Source organism: Candidatus Polarisedimenticolia bacterium (assembly GCA_036004685.1).
GTDB lineage: Bacteria > Acidobacteriota > Polarisedimenticolia > Gp22-AA2 > AA152 > DASYRE01.
In genome coordinates, this window is the sequence record DASYRE010000021.1 from 1 (window position 1) to 16,005 (window position 16,005).

Sequence of the window (16,005 nt, forward strand, 5' to 3'; positions counted from 1 at the left end):
GACCGCACCTGAATCTTCGGAAATTTCTTCGCCAGCACCATCGTGATCGCCGACGTCAACGTCGTCTTCCCGTGATCCACGTGTCCAATCGTCCCCACGTTCACGTGCGGCTTCGAACGATCAAACTTTTCCTTGGACATCGCGTCCTCCGTCTCGGTCCGTGCCCGGCTTGCTGGAAAGGGTTGGAGCCCACGACCGGGATTGAACCGGTGACCCCGTCCTTACCAAGGACGTGCTCTACCACTGAGCCACGTGGGCGCCCCGGCGGAAAGCCCGGATGGAGCTTCCGATGGTTGAACCCGGCGCTGCCGCTGCGCGCCGAACGAGAATTCTTGGAGCGGGAAACGGGATTCGAACCCGCGACCCTCAGCTTGGAAGGCTGACGCTCTAGCCACTGAGCTACTCCCGCCCGATTTTTTCCGCAGATTGAACTCGACGAGTTTCCCGCGGGGATTCCCCCCATCCTCCGGATGGGCGGGGATGGTGGGGAGAGGAGGATTCGAACCTCCGAAGCACTACGGCGGCAGATTTACAGTCTGCTCCCTTTGACCGCTCGGGAATCTCCCCCAATCGTCTTCGACGCGTGAAGGGGCGCGCCCCGGTTCCAAGGCTTCGTCCCCGGATCCTTCGGCCCGCCCGCTGTCTCACCTGGAGCTGGCGAAGGGATTTGAACCCCCGACCGGCTGATTACAAATCAGCTGCTCTACCAAGCTGAGCTACGCCAGCTTTAGCAAACCCGTAATGCTAACAAAGCGAGTACTTAGATGCAATAGTAATTTGGAAATTGTTTTAAGCTCCGGCGCCCCGGGAGCCCCGCTGGCGGACCACCTCGAAGAGGGTGACTCCCGCCGCCACCGACACGTTCAAGGAGTCCACCCCGCTGGAGAGGGGGATTCCGACCAGGACGTCGCAGTGCTCGCGCACCAGCCGGCGGATCCCCTTCCCCTCCCCTCCGAGCACGAGCGCCACCGGCAGGGAGTAGTCGAATTCAGTCCATAGCGTCCGGGCCCCCTGGTCCAGGCCGACCACCCAAATCCCCCGTTCCTTCAGTTTTTCCATGAGCGAGACCAGGTTCCCGGCGACCGCGAGCCGGACTCGATCCGCCTGCCCTGCCGCGGACTTGGCCGCGGCGGGAGTCAGACCGGCGGAGCCGTGCGGCGGCAGGAACACCCCGTCGACGCGCGCCGCGGCGGCGGACCGCAGGATGGCCCCCAGGTTCCTGGGGTCTTCGACCTGATCCAGGATAAGGAAGAAGGGGCGCGTCCCCGCCGTGGCGAGGATCTCCTCCACGCTCACCGGCCCCGACCCCGAAACCCGCGCCACCACCCCCTGGTGGACCCCGCCTCCGGCGAGGCGGTCGAGCGACTCCCTCGGGACCCGCTGTACAGGGATCTTCTTCCGGGAGGCCAGGGAGAGAATCTCGCGGACCTTGCGGTCCTGTCTGCCCACCGACACGTGAATCTGCTCCACCCGGCGGCGGCCGCCGCGCAGCGTCTCCATCACCGGATGCACCCCGTAAAGCGTCTCAATCTTCGCGCTTTTCATCCTTTTCAAGCCTTCTCGAAAATTTGCAGGACCCTCTGGCAGCGCTCCCGGCATCCCGGGACGACGATCGGCAGCTTCAGATCCGCTCCCTCTTCGATCAAGGGGACGATTCTCGCGAGCTCCGGACCGGAAGGCAACCCGGTCAAGGCAAGTCGAAGCGGGTGGTACAGGCTTCGTCCCCGAGCGCCGGTCCGCCGTCCCACCTCGGAGGCCGTCCGGGTGTATTCCTCCCGGGAGAGTCTCGCGCCCGGAGGCAGCCGATCGAGGAATTCGCGAATGACCCGCCGGGCCGACTCCTCCTGAAGCTCCTGGGCCGGCTCGCCGCTCGTCAAGGTGGCCTCGGGCGCGAATCTCGCGAGGACTTTCACGGCGTCCGCGGAATCGATTTGATCCAGGCGGCTGATGGACTCCCGGATCAGCTCAAGGACCGCTTCCGCCCAGCGCTCCTCCCGGGCCCCGGGGCCGTCCGGCAGCAGCCCGATCTCTCGCAGCCGGGGAAGCGCCAGGTCCACGAGGCGAGGCAGGTCCATCCGGCGAAGATGCTGGTTCCCCAGGTGGTCCAGCTTGGCACGGTCGAAGACCGCGGCGGCTTTCGAGATCCGGGAAAGATCGAATCTCTCGATTAGATCGGGCGGCTCCAGGACCTCGACGCCGTCCGCCGCGGACCATCCAAGCAGCGCCAGACAGTTGATCACCGACGCCGGAGGGTACCCCTGCTCCGCGAATTGTCGCAGCGACGTGTCCTCGTTCCTCTTGCTCAGCGGAGCGCGGTCCTCGCCGAGCACCAGGGGAAGATGGGCGAACCGCGGCGTCTGGGTCCCCAGCGCCCGGTACAGGAGAACCTGCCGGACCGTATTCGAGAGGTGATCCTCACCCCGGATCACGTCGGTGATCTTCATGCCGATGTCGTCCACCACGACCGCGAAATTGTAGGTGGGCCAGCCGTCGCTCCGGAAGATGACGGGATCGCCGATCGATTGCGAGTCGACGCGCACCACTCCCCGGATGCGGTCCTCGAAGATCACCGGAGCATCGCCCACCCTGAAACGCTGGGCCGCTCGCTCCCCGGCCTCGACCCTGCGGCGCGACTCGGCCGAGGGAATCGAGCGGCAGCGGCCCGGGTAGCGCGGCATTCTCCCCGCTTCCCGGTCGGCCTGCCGATCCGACTCCAGCCGCTCGGCGCTGCAGAAACAGGGATAGGCGAGCCCAGCGCGCGCCAGCTCCTCGAGCGCCTCACGATACATCCCCTTCGCATGCCTCTCGGATTGGCGGTAGGGGCCGCGAGGCCCCTCGTCGATCCCCTCGTCCCAGTCGAGGCCCAGCCACTTCAGCTCCCGCACGATCCCCGCTTCGAACTCGGGCCTGGACCTCTCCCGGTCGGTGTCCTCGATCCGCAGGACGAACTTCCCTCGCTCGTGCCGGGTGAACAGCCAGTTGAAGATCGCCGTTCGGGCGTTTCCGACGTGCAGAAGTCCCGTCGGCGAGGGCGCAAACCGGGTCCGGACGCTCACCTTCCCGGCCCTTCGCTCTGCCGGAACAGCAGCGCCACAGCCTGCGCCGCGACTCCTTCCCGCCGGCCCGCGAAGCCGAGGCCCTCTCCGCGCTTTCCCTTCACGCCGATGCGCGCCGCGTCGCATCCGAGCGCTTCCGCGATCCGCTCGCGCATGAGGGAGGCGTGCGGCGCTATCTTCGGCTCCTCGAGCACCACGATCACATCGAGATTGCCCAGGGCGAATCCCGCCTGCCGCACCTTCCTGCCGGCCTGCGCGAGAAGATCAAGGCTGCTCGCGTCCTTCAGGGCCGCATCCGTGTCGGGAAATGTCTGTCCGATGTCGCTCAGGCCGGCGGCTCCCAGCAGCGCGTCGGTGGCGGCGTGACAGATCAGGTCTCCATCCGAATGTCCGGCCGGTCCCGCCGGATGCGCGATCTCGACCCCCCCGAGGATCAGCTTGCGTCCCGGGACGAGAGGGTGGACGTCATAGCCGATCCCGACGCGCCACCCCCCCGGCGCGGAGGTTCCCGGCCTCGAAAGCATCGCTTCCGCCCGCCGGAAGTCCTCCGGCGTCGTGATTTTCAGGTTCTCTCCAAGCCCTTCGACCCGCGCCAAGGGGTGCCCCAGCCGCTCCACCAGCTCCGCCTCGTCGGTCCCCTCGAACCCCTCCCGATCCGCCCGGTCGAGGGCGGCTTCGAGGACCTCCCTGCGAAAGCCCTGCGGGGTCTGGGACAACGCGTAGTCGTCCCGGCGAACCGTCTGGATCGCGCCGTCCGGCGGCTCGATCCTCTTGAGCGTCTCGCGCACCGGAACGAGCGGCACGGCCGCCCCCCGGCGCTTGGCCGCGGCGAGGACTCTGCGAATCAGATCGGGCGTCACGAACGGGCGAACGCCGTCGTGGACCAAAACCAAATCGGCTCGTGTCGCGGCGAGCCCCTTCCGCGTCGAGGCCTGCCGCGTCTCCCCGCCGCGGACGAAATCGACCGGGCTCCCCTCCGGAACCCAGGCCGACAACCGCACCCGGGCTTCTTCGGGCTCAGGAACCACGAGGAAGATCTGGTGGATCTCCCGGCAGAGGAGGAAAGGCTGGAACGCTCGGGCCAGCAGCGGAACTCCGTCCAAGCAGCGGAACTGCTTGGGGGGGCCCGAACCGGCCCTCACCCCTTTGCCGGCGGCCACGAGGATGGCCGCCGCCGAAAGGGAAGAAGAGCCTTCTCCTGACATTGTCATCCGACCTGATGCGACCGGGAGGCAAGGGGGAGCGCTGGCAAGGCGTCCCTACACCGAGAGGATCTCTTTCTCCTTGTGCTGGATCAGCTCGTCGATCTGCTTGACGCAACGATCGGTCAGCTGCTGGATTTGCTCCAGGGCCCTTTTCTCCTCGTCCTCGGAGACGGTCTTCTCCTTGAGCAGGGTCTTCAGATGGTCATTCGCCTCCCGCCGATGCTGCCGAATGATCGTCTTTCCCTCTTCTCCCACCTGGTGCACCTTCTTGGCCAGCTGTTTCCGGCGCTCCTCGGTGAGGGGAGGAATGGGGAGGCGGACGATTTTGCCGTCGTTCGCCGGGGTCAGACCCAAGTCCGATCGAAGAATCGCCTTTTCGATTTCCGGGAGAGCCTTGGGATCCCATGGCTGGATGGTGATCTGGGTCGGGTCCGGGACCCCGAGCGTCGCGACTTGGTTCAAGGGCGTCGGCGCGCCGTAGTACTCCACCATGATCCCGTCCAGGATGGCCAGCGATGCCCGGCCGGTCCGAATGGAAGCCAGGTCGCGCCGGGTCGCCTCGACCGCCCCCTTCATCTTCTTTTCCGCCGTTGCGTGAACGTCTTTGAGCATCTTCGCCTCGCAGGAACGTCCGCTAGCCGCGAACCAGCGAACCGATCTTCTCCCCCAGAATGACCCGGCGGATGTTCCCCCGGATGTTCGAGTTAAAGACGATGATGGGAAGCTGGTTGTCCATGCACAGGGAGATCGCCGTGGAGTCCATCACCTGGAGACCTTTTTGCAGCACCTGCAGGTAGGTGATCTCCTCGAACCGCGTCGCGTCGGGGACCTTCTCGGGATCGGAGCTGTAAATGCCGTCGACGCGCGTCGCCTTCAGGATGATCTCAGCCCGGATCTCCATGGCTCGCAACGCGGCCGCCGTGTCGGTCGTGAAGTACGGGTTCCCCGTTCCCGCAGCGATGATGACGACTCTCCCCTTCTCCAGGTGACGCAGGGCGCGGCGGCGCAGGTAGGGTTCGGCCACCTGCCGCACCTCGAGCGCCGAGAGCACGCGGGTGTGCGCCCCGAGCCTCTCCAGACGATCCTGCAGCGCCAGACTGTTGATCAGCGTGGCGAGCATTCCCATGTGGTCGGCGGTCACCCGGTCCATCCCCGTGGACGCGCCCGCGGACAGACCGCGGAAGATGTTCCCGCCGCCGATGACGCAGGCGACCTGGACCCCCAGGTCGCGAATCTCCCGAATCTCCTCGGCGATGCGCACGACGACCGTGGGATCGATCCCGAAGCCTTGCGCCCCCATGAGGGATTCTCCGCTCAGCTTCAGCAGCACGCGACGGTATTGGGGAGTTTCGGTCTGCGCTTCGGGCATGGGCGGGCTTCCCCCTGCCGGACTTCAGGCCTGCTCGGCCGGAACCGCCGGGCGGGCCGTTTCGGAGGACAGCGCCTCTCCGAGAGCGTAGCGGACGAACCGGCGAACCCGGATGTTCTCTCCGGTCTTGGCCATCATCCCCGTCATGTAGTCCTTCACCGACTGGTTCGGATCCCGGACGTAGGGCTGTTCCATCAGGCAGGTGTCCTGATAGAACTTGGAGACCTTTCCTTCGACGATCTTCGGCAGCGCCGCCTCCGGGCGGCCGGAACCACGCGCCTGGGCTCCGTAGATCTCGCGCTCCGCGGCCAACACCGATTCGGGAACCTCCTCGCGGGAGACGTAGCGGGGCTGGGAGGCCGCGATGTGCATCGCGAGATTCTTCACCATTTCCTGGAACTCCGCGGTGCGGGCCACGAAATCGGTTTCGCAATTCACTTCCAGCATGACGCCGACGCGGCCGCCCGGATGGATGTAGCAGCTCACGATGCCTTCGGAAGTGGTTCGTCCCGACCGCTTTGCCGCCCCGGCAAGACCGCGTTTCCGCAAAATCTGGAGCGCCTGATCGGAGTCGCCCTGCGCCTCGGCGAGAGCGCCTTTGCACTCCATGATGCCGGCACCGGTGCGCTCCCGGAGGCTTCTGACCATTTCCGCGGTAATCTCCATCTCTCCTCCTGGATCGATTGGCACTCAAGTCGAGCCGCTGCCGCGCGGCGCGGGCGCGAAACGGTGCCTCGCACCCGGTGGCGTCGGCAGGGGTTCCTTCCGGCCGGGGTTGGGGCCTATTCTGAACCGGAGCCGGCGCGCTGGGAAGCTGCGGCCTTGGTCTCGGAAGGGTTTTCCTCATCCGGCTCTTCGGCGGCCGGGGAAGCGGACCGGCGAATCCGCGGAGCGCCCGAGGCAGTGCGGGCCTTCACCGCCCCGCGCGCTTTCTTCGGCGCGAGCGCGTCGGGGCCTCCGGCGGGAACCCCTTCCTCCTCCGCTTCGGCCAGCTCCGCCTCCAGCTTCTCGGCGACGCCCGCCTCGAAAGACTCGGCCGGCAGATCCTCCATCCCCTCGCCCTGCTTCATGCGCAGATTCCCTCCCTCCAGGAGGGCATCGGCCACGCGCGAGGTGAAGAGTCGAATCGCCCGGATGGCGTCGTCGTTGCCCGGAATCGGATAGTCGATCTCCTCCGGGTCACAATTGGTGTCGACGATGGCGATGACGGGGATCCCCAGCTTCCGCGCCTCCGAGACCGCGATCTGCTCCTTCTTCGGGTCCACGATGAAGAGGGCCTCCGGAAGACGATCGAGACGCTTGATCCCCGAAAGCACCCGATCGAGCTTGGCTTTCTCGCGCAGAAGCTGCGCGAACTCCTTCTTCGTGTACCCGACCGCCTCTCCGGTGGCGGTCATCTCCTCCAGCTTGCGGAGGCGATCGATGCGCCGCTTGATCGTCTTGAAGTTGGTGAGGATCCCGCCGAGCCAGCGCTGATTGACGAAATGCATCCCGCAGCGCGCGGTTTCCTCGGCGATGGCGTCCTGCGCCTGGCGCTTCGTGCCCACGAAGAGAACCTGCTTCCCCTCGGCGCCGAGGCGCGTGACGAACCCGATGGCCTCCTGAAACTGACGGAGCGTCTTCTGGAGGTTGATGATGTAGATCCCGTTTCGTTTACCGAAGATGTACTCCCTCATCTTCGGATTCCAGCGCTTGGTCTGGTGCCCGAAGTGGACACCGGCCTCCAGGAGCTCCTTCATGGAAACCGAAATCAAACCCAGCTCCTTTCTTAGGAATTGAGACGGTCGGTGAACATCCCCGACCCTCGCTACCGCTTGGAGAACTGGAAGCGGGCGCGGGCGCCGCGCTGTCCATACTTCTTCCGTTCCTTGATTCGCGAATCTCGGGTCAGAAATCCCGCTTCCTTGAGCTTCGAGCGCAGCTCTCGGTTGTAATCCACCAGCGCTCGCGACAGGCCGTGCCGGATCGCTCCTGCCTGGCCCGCCATGCCGCCTCCGTCGATGCGGACGTGGATGTCGAACTTGTTCGTGGTCTCGGTGATCAGCAGGGGCTGCCGGATGATGAGCTTGAGACTCTCGCGCTTGAAATACTGCTCGAGGGGACGATTGTTGACCTGGATGTTGCCCGCGCCGGGCCGCAGGAAAACTCTGGCGGTGGCATGCTTGCGCCGGCCCGTTCCGTAGTATTGGATTGCTGTCACGACTCCTCCGCGACTTTCTTCAGCTCGGCTGAACCGGCTCGGGCTTCTGAGCCTGATGGGGATGGTCCGGGCCCGCGTAGACCTTCAGCTTCGTCCGGAGCTTTCTCCCCAGACGGTTCTTCGGCAGCATGCCGTGGACGGCGAGCTCCACGATCCTTTCGGGCTTCTCCGCCAGGAGCTTCCCGGCGCTCACCTGCTTGAGCCCTCCCGGATATCCCGTGTGCCAGCGGTACATCTTGCGCTCGAGCTTGCGTCCGGTCAGGCGGACTTTGTCGGCATTGACCACGACGACGAAGTCGCCCGTGTCCACCGACGGGGACCACGTCGGACGGTGCTTGCCCATCAGGCGGGACGCGACGTAGGTGGAGAGCCTCCCCAACGTCTGGCCTTCGGCGTTCACCAGCAGCCACTGGCGGCTGAGCTTCTCCTTGATGGGCACGTAAGTCCGCATCAACTCCCTCCGGGTCCTCCGCGGGGCCCTTTCCGGTGCCGCGGCTTGTTCGCAGAAACGCAATTTTTACAACAACCTCGGGGGCCTGTCAAGCTCATTTTTCAGGCGCTTTTCCCGGCCAGAAGGTGCAGGACCGCTTTTTGGGCGTGCAGCCGGTTCTCGGCCTGTTGAAATATCGCCGAGGTAGGGGCGTCGGCGACGGCATCGGTCACTTCCCATCCCCGGTGCGCCGGCAGACAGTGGAGGAAAACGGCTCCCGGGGCTGCCTGGGACATCAGCGCTTCGTTCACTTGATAGGCCTTGAAGATCTTCGCCCGGCTCTCGGTCTCCGCCTCCTGTCCCATGCTGGCCCAGACGTCCGTGTACACGGCCCCCGCGCCCCGGACCCCCTCGACGGGGTCGCTCACCATCCGGACCTTCGCCCCCGTCCGGCCCGCATCCGACAGCGCCAGCTCGACGACCTCCTTGGAGGGCTCGTAACCCGGCGGCGTGGCGACGGTGATCGACGAACCCGCCTTCGCCGCGGCGAACATCAACGAATGGCAGACGTTGTTGCCGTCTCCGACGTAGGTCAGTCGCAGCGCTCGGAGGTTCCCCGTGAGCTCGCGCAGCGTCTGGAAATCGGCCAGCGCCTGACAGGGGTGGGAATAGTCGCTCAGGGCGTTGATGACCGGGATCTTGGCGTGGCGCGCCAGCTGGACAATCGAGTCGTGCTTGAACGTCCTGGCCATGATGGCGTCCACCCAGCGCTCGAGGTTTCTGGCCACGTCGGGGATCGACTCCCGGGCCCCGAGCTGGATGTCGGCCGGCGCCAGGTAGATCCCATGACCGCCCATCTGGGTCATTCCCGTTTCGAACGTCACCCTGGTCCGCAGGGAGGGCTTCTCGAAGATCATGGCGAGCGTCTTCCCCTGCAGGGAATCGCGGAATCGCTCAGGATGCGCCTTCATCGCGTCGGCCAAATCGAGGATTCCGGTGAATTCCGAGGCCGAAAGATCGTGAATCGTCAGCAAATCCTTGGAGGAAAGCTTCATGAGTTTCTCCCTCGCCCTCGCGCGTCCGGAATGATCCGGGTTCCCGATTTCCCCGACAGGGCCTCCTTCACCTTCTCGACCGAAGTGATCACCACTTCCCGTCCCGTGGCCTCGACGAAGTCGGCAGCCGTCTCCATCTTGGGTCCCATGCTCCCGGCGGGAAACTGGCCGTCCCGGAGATGCCGGCGGACGTCGGAGACGGAGAGCCGGTCTACCGGCAGCTGGTCGGGACGTCCGAAGTTCAGATAAACGCGATCCACCGCCGTGAGAATCACGAAAAGATCCGCCTTCAGCTCGGTGGCGAGCAGTCCGGCCGTCCGATCCTTGTCGATCACCGCCTCCACCCCCCGCAGGACCCCGCGCTCGTCGCGGTAAACGGGCACGCCGCCCCCTCCGCCGGCGATGACGATGCAGCCCCTTTTCAGGGCGTCGGCGATGGCCCCGAGGCAGAGCACCTCCCGCGGCCTGGGAGACGGGACGAGCTTCCGGTATCCCCTTCCCGAGTCCTCCACCATCAGCCACCCCTGGCGCTTGGCGAGGTACTCAGCGCGGTAGCGCGTATAGAAGGGCCCGATCGGCTTGCTCGGCTTCCGGAAGCCCGGATCGGAGCGCTCGACGACCACCTGGCTGATCAGCGAGACGACTTCCCGGCGCGTCCCCCGCGCGCGCAGACGATTCACCAGGGACCGTTCCAGGAGATAACCGATGCTCCCCTGGGACTGAGCCACGCACAGATCGAGCGAAACCGGCGGCACCTTCGTCACCGCCTCCTCGACCTGGATGAGGATCGTTCCGACCTGGGGGCCGTTCCCGTGGACGAGAAGGAGTTCGTCTCGTTCTCCGACGAGGGCGACGAGCCGGCGGGCCAGTCTTTCCGAATTCTCGATCTGCTCGGTCTGCGTCCCCTCTTCCCCGCGGCGGATCAGGGCGTTGCCGCCGAACGCCACGACCACCCGCCGGCGCTTCGCCACGCTCAGAAGCGGGAGAGAACGTCGTCCAGGTCGGGTTTGCCGATTTCCTGGAGGTCATAGGTGACCCGGAGCGCCGGCTTGGAAATCGGGATCGTCCGGCGCAGATCGATCGGCGTGGCGATGATGACCAAATCGCAGTCCGCGGCGTCGATCGTCGCGCGCAAGTCGTTCATCTGCGACTCGCCGTAGCCGACGGCCGGCAGCAGCGTGCCGATCTCCGGGTACTGGGCAAACGTCTGGCGGATGCTGCCGACGGCGAAGGGGCGGGGATCGACGAGCTGCGCCGCGCCGAACTTCCAGGCCGCGGCGACCCCGGCTCCGTACTTCATTTCGCCGTGCGTGAGCGTCGGGCCGTCCTCCACGACGAGCACCCGTTTTCCGGCGATCGCCGAGGAGTCCTCGACCGTCAGCGGCGAGGCCGCCTCGATCACCACGGCGCGGGGATTCACTTGGCGGATGTTCTCCCGCACCCGGGCCACCCCCTCGGGCGAGGCGGCGTCGATCTTGTTGATGACGACGCACCCGGCCCTGAAGAGGTTCGTGGTCCCGGGATGGTAGGTCATCTCGTGGCCGGGACGCAGGGGATCGGCCACGACGATCTCGAGGTTCGCCTGAAAGAAGGGAAGGTCGTTGTTTCCCCCGTCCCAGACGATGACGTCCGCCTCCTTTTCCGCCTGCCGCAGGATCTCCTCGTAATCCACGCCCGCGTAGATGATGGTGCCGCTCTTGATGTGCGGCTCGTATTCCTCGCGCTCCTCGATCGTGCAGCGGTGCAGGTCGAGGTCGGCCAGGGTCGCGAAGCGCTGCACCCGCTGCTTCTCGAGGTCGCCGTAGGGCATCGGGTGTCGGACGGCCACGACCCTCCGCCCCTTCGCCGAGAGCTTCTTGCACACCAGCCGGGTCGTCTGGCTCTTGCCGCTTCCGGTCCGCACGGCGCACACGGAGATCACGGGGACCCGGGACGGCAGCATGGTGGAGTCGGCCCCTAGCATCCGAAAATCGGCCCCCGCCGCGAGCACCCGGGAGGCCCGCAGCATCACGTACTGATGGCTGACGTCGGAATAGGCGAACACCACGTCGTCCACCTTCAGCTCCCGGATCTTCTCCTCCAGGTCCGACTCGGCGAAGATGGGGATGCCTTGAGGATAGCGGGCTCCCGCCAGCCCGGCGGGGTATTTCCGGCCGGCGATGTTCGGAATCTGCGTGGCCGTGAAGCCCACGACTTCGACGTCCTCGCGCGTCCGGAAGGCGACGTTGAAATTGTGAAAGTCCCTTCCGGCGGCCCCCATGATCAGGACCCTGCGAGCGCTCATGAACTCACCTCTGCATGAATTGAAACGAAGCGATCCGCTCCGGCCGGAGTCACTGGCTGCCCGACCGGACGGCGGCCGCCCGAGCGGTCGGCATGAACGTTCGTCGCCGGGCCGCGCGCGGCGGCGACGGGAAGCCGGGTGAGCACTTTCTCCCGGGCGCGATCGGCGTCAGTACTTGAGACCGAGGGGATTGCCGGAAACGACCGGCGGAAGGCGGGCGTTGTCCAGCCACCAGAAAGGGAGCGAATCGATCGCTCCGTCCCCATACAGCCTGCGGGGCCTCCGGAGGCGCTCAGCGCGGCCCTGGAGTAGCGCGGAGTATACACCAACGATTCGACTTGTCAATTTTCGCCGGGGGCGATCTGCAGGTCGCGGAGCTTGCTGAGCAGGGTCTTGTAGGAGATCTGGAGAAGGGTGGCGGCGCGCGTCTTGTTGCCGCCGGCTTCATCCAGTGCCAGGCGGATCTTCTCCTTCTCGGCGAGGCAGGCGGCCCGGGCGGCGACCTCGGCGAGCGACCCCTCCAGCCCGACCAGCTCCCCCATCCGCGGCCCGTCTTCCACCGGAGCGGGCCCTGCCAGGCTCAAGTGCGACGCCCGGATCTCGTCTCCCTCGCAGAGGATCACGGCCCGTTCCAGGGCGTTTTGCAGCTCCCGGATGTTCCCCGGCCACGGGTACCGGTTGAGGACCTCCATCGCCTCCTCGGAGACCCGCACCGGGACGCGCCGCTTGGAATCGGCCGAGAACCGCCGGGCGAAATGGGAGGCGAGGATCGGGACGTCCCCCGGACGCTCCCGGAGCGGCGGGATCGTCACCGGGAAGACCGACAGCCGGAAATAGAGATCCTGGCGGAACGTCCGCCCCTCGACAAGCCGCTTGAGATCCCGGTTCGTGGCGGCCACCAGGCGGAGATCCACCGATCGCGTGTCCGTCCCCCCCACCCGCTCGAATTGCCGCGCTTCGATGACCCGCAGGATCTTTCCCTGGAGCGCCGGGGAGAGATCCCCGATTTCGTCCAGGAAGAGCGTGCCGCCGTCGGCCATCTCGATCTTCCCTTTGCGCGCCGCGCCCGCCCCCGTGTAGGCCCCCTTCTCGTGGCCGAACAGCTCGTTCTCGAGCAGCGTCTCCGGAATCGCCGCGCAGTTGATGGCGAAGAAAGGCCCGGGCCGGCGGGGGCTGAGGTGGTGCAGCGCCCGGGCGAAAAGCTCTTTCCCGGTCCCCGATTCCCCGGTGAGCAGGACGGTCGCGTCGGTCGCGGCCACTTTCCCGAGCTGCGCGAGGGCTTCGCGGATGGCGGAGCTTTCGCCGACGATGCGCGGGAATTCGAGCTCCTCGGCGAAGCGCTCCCGCAGGAACGAATTCTCGACCGACAGATGGCGATGCTCCAGGGCGCGCCGGATGAGGGCGAGGAGATGATCGGCGTCGACCGGCTTCTCGAGGAAATCGTAGGCCCCTTCCTTCATCGCCGCCACGGCGTCCTGGATGGTGCCGAAGGCGGTCATGACGATGACTGGCAGAGAGGCGTCGGAGGAGCGGGATTCCCGCAGGAGCTTGAGTCCGTCGGCGTGCGGGAGTCGCAGATCGGTCAGGACGAGAAGGAACCTCTCGCGCCCCAGTCTCTCCAGGGCCGCCGCGCCGTCGGAGCAGGCCTCCACCTCGTACCCTTCGTCCTCGAGCGTCTTCTGGAGGACGTTCCGGAGGCCTTCCTTGTCTTCCACCAGGAGAATCCGGCTCTTCAGCGCGGCAACGGTCGAGGCCGGCGGAAAACTGGGCTCGGGCGAGCTCATTCCGGATTGCTTTCCAGGAAGCTCGCCAACTCCTGGCGCGCCGCTTCGAGCTCCTGGGCGGTCTTGCGGATCTCGTCATCGACCCTGGACATGCGTTCGGGGCCCGACAGGCCGTCCTCCTCGGCCTTCTCCGCCTCCCCCTCGACGACGCGCGGCACGTACGGATTAGCGATCGAAAGGCGCTTTTGCTGCAGGCTCTTCAATCTCCCCTCGAGATCCAGGATGCGCTGCTGCATTCCCGCCATCTTCTCCTGCCGCCAGCGCGCCCTCTCCTGCTTGTCGTGAAGGCTTTTCAGGGGATCCTCGGACGGCGGGGCGGGCGCCGGGCGCGGCGCGCTCGCGGCGGCTCCGGAATGGAACTTCTTCAGGTCTTCGTCGGTGAAGGCGAGCGGCTTCTCGGCGGGCTTTTTCCCTCCCCCCTTCCCTTTCGCGGCCGCCGGGCGCGTCGCGGGCCGACGGGCGGGATGGGACGGGGCCGTCTGCTTCGTCGCGGATGTCTTTTCAGCCTTCTCCTCTTTTTCGGCCTCGGGCATGGATCGGGTGGCCGCGGGAAGCCCGGTCAGGAGCAGGCTCATCGAAAGGATCATCACGGGGGTGATGAAGCGGGGCGGTTTCGCCATGGGACCCTCGTTTCCAAAAGAAAGCCCGGGAAGGAGACTCCTCCCCGGGCTAATTTAGTGTCCCGGAAGGCCTGGGGCAAGCCTTACATGTCATTCTCCCAGCTCGTCGGAATGACCCGGGGAAGCTTCAGGGACGGGGGCGGCCAGCACTTGTCCTTCAGGCAGGTGTCGAACCAGATGTCGGGCGTGCCCGCCGGTCCGCCGCCCGCCTCGACGATCCCCTGTTTGGTGATGATACTGCCGAAGAACATTCCGTTCCCTTTGGCGTTCCAGTAGCCACTGTTATAGATGACCCCCGCCATGTGGACGGTGCCGTTCACGTTAGGGCCTTTCGCGGCGCGCCCGGCGGTGGCGGTGTTGATCTTGGCGAATGTGGGATGGGGCATCGCCGTCGGATCGGTGGTGGGGTAGGTCAGGTCGAGAAAAGTCTCGCCCGACTGCCAGCCGTCGGTCCCGTTGCTCTCGATGTAGGGCTCTCCGGGCGCGTACATGACGCGCGTGGGGGGCGAGTTCCCGAGTCCCTGGCTGGAGAGCGTGCCGGCGTTCATGAAGATGAAGCCGGCCGAGTTCCACCCCGAGGTGAAGGTCACGTCCGCCGTCAGGTTGTCGAAGATTCCGTCGGCGTTCGTATCCACCGGAGCCTGGCCGTTGCTCGTATCGAAGAAAAAGAGCCCGGTCTTCCCCAAGGTGGCGTCGTTGATGTTGATCAGGGGCGCGCTGGGATCGCCGTTGAGCTGGAAGTTCCCGCCCGAAACGTACTTGTAATAATAGGCGTTCTTGAGCCCCGAAAGGGCAATCTGGCGCCAGAAGTTGTAGTCGAGATCGGGGCAAGGAATCGTCGAGAATCCCAGGTTCTGGAAAAGGTTGCTGTGATCGTTGTCGGTGCAGTTCGCATCGGAGGCGCTCGTGCACGAGAACCCGAAAGGTTGTTGGGCTTGATTCCCCAGAGGAGTCCCGGAGCCGTCGAGGATCTGCCCTCCCGCTTTCGATCCGAACCAGGGATCCTCGATCGAGTTGTCGTTGGCGTTGATGAACGAGGTCAGCTCCGCGGTGGTGATGTGGGCGTCGGGGAACCCGGGGGCGCCGGAATCGTCGTAGGGAAAGCCGCTGTCCATCTTGTTGTTCATGGAGGAGGTATTGAACTGGAAGTTGCTCGCGGCGTTGATGAAGCCCCAGTGGACGGCGAGATCTCCCGAGGTGCTCAGGAAGTTGCACGAGGTGAGTGGTCCGAAATCGCCCGGATACGGGACCTCGGAGAGGACCGCTTTCGTGACTCTCTGCGCCACCTGGCGCTCCTGCGCCGAGCCGGGATACAGGAAGACGCCCGCGGTGACTTTCACCGTGGCGATGCCGAAGCGCACCTTCTGGCCGCTCAAGTCGATGATCGGCGGGCTGAACACCTCGATCCGCGTGATACGGGCCCGCTTGTTGGGGGAGGGATAATTCGGGAAGAGGGTGCCGTTGAGATCGTTCAGGAAGGTGGCCTGGGCGCCCCCGGCGGCGGCGTCGATCCGCAGGTCGGGCCCCTCGTCCCCGGCATGCGACTCCTCCCCGAGGAACGACATGGCGTTGCTGCCCCGGTAAGCCTTCTCGAAGAGGTCGTCCGTCCCGTCGCGGTAGATCGGCTTGGCGAGATCTCCGGCGATCCCCTTGACGTTCGCGGTCCCGGCGTTGGCGTCGTGATCGTACCAGCGGATGGCGCGGTTCACCTGGGCCGGAGTCGGCACCTTGTAGCCGGTGCCGGTCGGATCGTTGAACCAGTTCAGGACGGTCCGCGCCCCCGACTCGGCCACGAAGAGCGCCTGCTGCGCGTTCAGCTGGTTCTCGGCGATCTGGCTCTCCGTCTGGGCGAGCATGAGATAGGAAATCCCCAGAAGCGTCAGGATCACCATGATCAGGACGGCGATGAGCAGCGCCGATCCTCTCTCCCGGCCGCCCCCTGGCGGCGGGGAGATTTGGGCCGTTCGATGGGAACGCGCTGGGCTTCGCATGATCTCCCCCC

At 65.9% G+C, this 16,005-nt stretch carries 16 protein-coding genes and 4 tRNA genes; all 20 read right to left on the minus strand.

The features are described 5' to 3' along the window. Positions 1-140: GTP-binding protein (locus VGR67_04740; GenBank protein ID HEV8335706.1), on the minus strand; the 140-nt coding region annotated here is incomplete at its 3' end. A 43-nt stretch (positions 141-183) separates the two neighbouring features. After that, positions 184-258 (minus strand) — tRNA-Thr (locus VGR67_04745). 75 nt (positions 259-333) lie between these two features. Then, positions 334-409, minus strand: a tRNA-Gly gene (locus VGR67_04750). A gap of 72 nt (positions 410-481) precedes the next feature. After that, positions 482-567 (minus strand) — tRNA-Tyr (locus VGR67_04755). Between the two features lie 82 nt (positions 568-649). Then, positions 650-726, minus strand: a tRNA-Thr gene (locus tag VGR67_04760). Between the two features lie 63 nt (positions 727-789). Then, entirely contained in the window at positions 790-1,545 is a 756-nt protein-coding gene (gene rlmB, locus VGR67_04765; protein ID HEV8335707.1) for a 23S rRNA (guanosine(2251)-2'-O)-methyltransferase RlmB, read from the minus strand. A 5-nt stretch (positions 1,546-1,550) separates the two neighbouring features. After that, a complete protein-coding gene (gltX, locus tag VGR67_04770) occupies positions 1,551-3,056 on the minus strand; it encodes a glutamate--tRNA ligase (protein ID HEV8335708.1) in 1,506 nt (501 codons plus the stop codon). After that, positions 3,053-4,261: a 2-C-methyl-D-erythritol 4-phosphate cytidylyltransferase gene (gene ispD / locus VGR67_04775; GenBank protein HEV8335709.1), complete on the minus strand. Its 1,209-nt coding sequence runs from the start codon at positions 4,259-4,261 to the stop codon at positions 3,053-3,055. The genes gltX and ispD overlap by 4 nt, the downstream gene beginning before the upstream one ends. Before the next feature lie 54 nt (positions 4,262-4,315). After that, entirely contained in the window at positions 4,316-4,873 is a 558-nt protein-coding gene (gene frr / locus VGR67_04780; protein HEV8335710.1) for a ribosome recycling factor, read from the minus strand. 22 nt (positions 4,874-4,895) lie between these two features. Continuing rightward, positions 4,896-5,630, minus strand: a complete 735-nt coding sequence (pyrH, locus tag VGR67_04785; protein ID HEV8335711.1) for a UMP kinase — start codon at positions 5,628-5,630, stop codon at positions 4,896-4,898. A gap of 24 nt (positions 5,631-5,654) precedes the next feature. Beyond that, complete coding sequence (tsf, locus tag VGR67_04790) at positions 5,655-6,296, minus strand: translation elongation factor Ts (protein HEV8335712.1); 642 nt, start codon at positions 6,294-6,296, stop codon at positions 5,655-5,657. Positions 6,297-6,412: 116 nt separating this feature from the next. Continuing rightward, positions 6,413-7,384 (minus strand): 30S ribosomal protein S2, encoded by a 972-nt coding sequence (gene rpsB / locus VGR67_04795; GenBank protein HEV8335713.1) that lies wholly within the window; start codon positions 7,382-7,384, stop codon positions 6,413-6,415. A gap of 53 nt (positions 7,385-7,437) precedes the next feature. Next, complete coding sequence (rpsI, locus tag VGR67_04800) at positions 7,438-7,830, minus strand: 30S ribosomal protein S9 (protein ID HEV8335714.1); 393 nt, start codon at positions 7,828-7,830, stop codon at positions 7,438-7,440. A gap of 19 nt (positions 7,831-7,849) precedes the next feature. Then, positions 7,850-8,281 carry a 50S ribosomal protein L13 gene (gene rplM, locus VGR67_04805; protein HEV8335715.1) on the minus strand — a complete coding sequence of 144 codons (432 nt, stop codon included), beginning with the start codon at positions 8,279-8,281 and terminating at the stop codon, positions 7,850-7,852. A gap of 101 nt (positions 8,282-8,382) precedes the next feature. Next, positions 8,383-9,315 carry an ornithine carbamoyltransferase gene (gene argF, locus VGR67_04810; protein ID HEV8335716.1) on the minus strand — a complete coding sequence of 311 codons (933 nt, stop codon included), beginning with the start codon at positions 9,313-9,315 and terminating at the stop codon, positions 8,383-8,385. Beyond that, positions 9,312-10,286 carry a carbamate kinase gene (locus tag VGR67_04815; protein HEV8335717.1) on the minus strand — a complete coding sequence of 325 codons (975 nt, stop codon included), beginning with the start codon at positions 10,284-10,286 and terminating at the stop codon, positions 9,312-9,314. Before VGR67_04815 ends, argF begins: the two co-directional genes overlap by 4 nt. 2 nt (positions 10,287-10,288) lie before the next feature. Then, positions 10,289-11,599 carry a cyclic 2,3-diphosphoglycerate synthase gene (locus VGR67_04820; protein HEV8335718.1) on the minus strand — a complete coding sequence of 437 codons (1,311 nt, stop codon included), beginning with the start codon at positions 11,597-11,599 and terminating at the stop codon, positions 10,289-10,291. 341 nt (positions 11,600-11,940) lie between these two features. Continuing rightward, positions 11,941-13,383: a sigma-54 dependent transcriptional regulator gene (locus VGR67_04825; protein ID HEV8335719.1), complete on the minus strand. Its 1,443-nt coding sequence runs from the start codon at positions 13,381-13,383 to the stop codon at positions 11,941-11,943. Continuing rightward, complete coding sequence (locus VGR67_04830; protein ID HEV8335720.1) at positions 13,380-14,003, minus strand: hypothetical protein; 624 nt, start codon at positions 14,001-14,003, stop codon at positions 13,380-13,382. The genes VGR67_04825 and VGR67_04830 overlap by 4 nt, the downstream gene beginning before the upstream one ends. Before the next feature lie 83 nt (positions 14,004-14,086). Continuing rightward, complete coding sequence (locus VGR67_04835) at positions 14,087-15,994, minus strand: hypothetical protein (protein HEV8335721.1); 1,908 nt, start codon at positions 15,992-15,994, stop codon at positions 14,087-14,089. Positions 15,995-16,005: the final 11 nt, after the last annotated feature.

Coding starts and splice junctions, on each gene's coding strand:
- VGR67_04820 (HEV8335718.1), bottom strand. CDS start 11,599: ATGAGCGCTCGCAGGGTCCTGATCATGGGGGCCGCCGGAAGGGACTTT.
- rplM (HEV8335715.1), bottom strand. CDS start 8,281: ATGCGGACTTACGTGCCCATCAAGGAGAAGCTCAGCCGCCAGTGGCTG.
- frr (HEV8335710.1), bottom strand. CDS start 4,873: ATGCTCAAAGACGTTCACGCAACGGCGGAAAAGAAGATGAAGGGGGCG.
- pyrH (HEV8335711.1), bottom strand. CDS start 5,630: ATGCCCGAAGCGCAGACCGAAACTCCCCAATACCGTCGCGTGCTGCTG.
- VGR67_04835 (HEV8335721.1), bottom strand. CDS start 15,994: ATGCGAAGCCCAGCGCGTTCCCATCGAACGGCCCAAATCTCCCCGCCG.
- rlmB (HEV8335707.1), bottom strand. CDS start 1,545: ATGAAAAGCGCGAAGATTGAGACGCTTTACGGGGTGCATCCGGTGATG.
- tsf (HEV8335712.1), bottom strand. CDS start 6,296: ATGGAGATTACCGCGGAAATGGTCAGAAGCCTCCGGGAGCGCACCGGT.
- VGR67_04825 (HEV8335719.1), bottom strand. CDS start 13,383: ATGAGCTCGCCCGAGCCCAGTTTTCCGCCGGCCTCGACCGTTGCCGCG.
- VGR67_04830 (HEV8335720.1), bottom strand. CDS start 14,003: ATGGCGAAACCGCCCCGCTTCATCACCCCCGTGATGATCCTTTCGATG.
- ispD (HEV8335709.1), bottom strand. CDS start 4,261: ATGTCAGGAGAAGGCTCTTCTTCCCTTTCGGCGGCGGCCATCCTCGTG.
- argF (HEV8335716.1), bottom strand. CDS start 9,315: ATGAAGCTTTCCTCCAAGGATTTGCTGACGATTCACGATCTTTCGGCC.